1 protein-coding gene is annotated in these 2,245 nt (G+C 59.7%); it reads left to right on the plus strand.

Annotated elements, in window-relative coordinates; all coding sequences use genetic code 11:
- Window positions 1–655 precede the first annotated feature (655 nt).
- Window positions 656–2,170, plus strand: coding sequence for a group II intron reverse transcriptase/maturase (gene ltrA / locus ACSBPG_RS31790; protein ID WP_435541266.1), 1,515 nt, complete (start codon window positions 656–658; stop codon window positions 2,168–2,170).
- The last annotated feature ends 75 nt before the right edge of the window (window positions 2,171–2,245 follow it).

A 2,245-nucleotide genomic window follows, 5' to 3' on the forward strand; every position in this document is an offset into this window, starting at 1 on the left:
TACGGTGCGCCTCGACCCGGATGGTCCGGGGTGCGTATGTCTGGAATGCTGAAGAGAAAGGAGGAACGGAACGAACGCCTTGCCCTCTGCTGTGAGGGGGCATGAGCCCAAGCGGCGGTGACCTGCCGTCGACTGGCGGGGTGACGTAGCCCGCGGGAAAAGGGGATTGAGGCGAAGCCGTTACGCCAAGATGGTCCCCGAGGCTGAAGTGCTGGAAGGTTGAGGAACACGAACCGGTTAAACCGCATCCGAGGGCTGAAATGTCGCCTTCGCCTACACGGCTTAACAGGCGGAATGCCGATGTCGCCGCCGGACACGTATGTCGGCGGCGTCTGAAGTCAGGCGCAGATGTAAGGCGCCCTGAGGGGGCCATGGGGAGAACGCAGCCAGACCATGGCATCGGCATCGACTTGCAGGACGCAAGGACAAGGACTGCGACCGGCAACCTCCCCAGCGCGTAAACGTCCAGCATACGAACGAGGGAAGGCATGATGGAATGCCAAGGGAGTTGGCCCCGATGCCCATCATGCTGGCGGAGTCTTCGTAGTAGTCAGCGACAGGGAAAGCCTGTCACATGGCGAAGGAGGACAGTTCAATCAGCTTGGAGTGCAGATTATCTGACCTAACGAGGTGAAGACCTTTGATAATCAGTGAAATGCAGCACAAGCTCGCGACATGGGCCGAGAGCGACCCGAACCGTCGGTTCGATCGCCTTCTCCGGCTCATGGCCGACCGGGAATGGCTTGCCGAAGCTGCCCGGATCGTCCTGGCGTCGAGCGGCGCCAAGACACCGGGCATTGACGGAATGGACAAGCGGCGACTGCAGGCTGAGTTGGCGGAACATCTGGCCAGCCTGCGAACGGACTTGCTGACGGGGAGTTACCGTCCGCAACCGGTCAAGCGCATCTATATCCCCAAAGCCAACGGCAAGAAACGACCACTGGGTATCCCGACCCTGAGAGACCGCATTGTCCAGCGTGCGATGCTGATGGCCATGGAGCCGATCTGGGAAAGCGACTTCCATCGCCTCTCCTACGGCTTCAGACCCGAACGCAGCGTGCATCACGCTGTCCGGACCGTAAAGCTCCAGTTACAGGATGGTGATGTCGAAACGAGGGGCCGCTGGATCGTCGAAGGCGATCTGGCGAGTTACTTCGACACGGTTCACCATCGGCTGTTGCTTCGGTGCGTCCGGCGGCGGATACGGGATGATCGGTTCATCGATCTGCTCTGGCGGCTCCTGAAAGCAGGTCACGTTGATCGTGGCCTGTTCGTGGCGTCGAGTGAAGGGGTTCCGCAAGGCGGCGTACTGTCGCCGCTCCTGTCCAACATCATGCTCCATGAGTTTGATGCGTGGCTGGAAGCGAAATACCTGAGCGCGAAAGCCCGCAAGGACCGCTGGGCCTGGAATTTCGGCATCCAGCAAGGGCGTCCCATTGCGGTTCGAGAGAACCGGCAATGGAAGCCCGCTGTCGCCTACTGCCGTTATGCCGATGACTTTGTCGTCATTGTCAAAGGCACCAAGGCACATGCCGAAGCTATCCGCGAAGAATGTCGGGCCTTTCTGGAAGACCGCCTGAAATTGACGCTGAATATGGACAAAACCCATATCACCCACGTCGACGACGGCTTCGTCTTCCTGGGGCACCGGATCATTCGTAAGCGGGGATCGAGCGGGCGTATGTCCGTGGTCACCACCATACCCAAGGAGAAAGCCAAGACCTTCGCTCACCGCTTGGTCGAGGCCCTCTCCGGCAATCATGAGGTCGCCTCGGTGGACATGATCGACAGCCTGAACCGGCAACTGACGGGTTGGGCAGCGTTCTACAAGTTCACCGACTTCACAGCGCGCACGTTCCGGCGCATCGACACCGTCGTGTTCTGGAAGTTGGCGCACTGGCTGGCGCACAAATACCGTTCACGCATCAAGCCCTTGATGCGGAAATGGTATCGCGCTCCGGCTACCGGCCAGTCAAAAACCTGGCTGATCTATGGTCGGAATGTAAAGGGCGACCCTGTCGGTAAAGGACTGCGACGGCTGGTCACCAGCTCCAAGGCTCAGTTCCGGTGGCGCAACCCGGAGCGAAACCCCTACATCTTAAGGGACGAGCTTCGAAGTACCGTCACCTCCCGATATCATGATGTCGCCATGGCCTTGGGCCAGGGTTGAATGGAGAGCCGTATGCACTGAAAGGTGCACGTACGGTTCGGGGAGGGGAAGCGCTTCAGCGCTTCCTACTCCACT

It is taken from the genome of Azospirillum sp. ST 5-10, from assembly GCF_051225715.1.
GTDB lineage: Bacteria > Pseudomonadota > Alphaproteobacteria > Azospirillales > Azospirillaceae > Azospirillum.

Bases quoted from the DNA above. Each gene is read 5' to 3' on its own strand.
- ltrA (WP_435541266.1), top strand. From the start codon at position 656: ATGCAGCACAAGCTCGCGACATGGGCCGAGAGCGACCCGAACCGTCGG.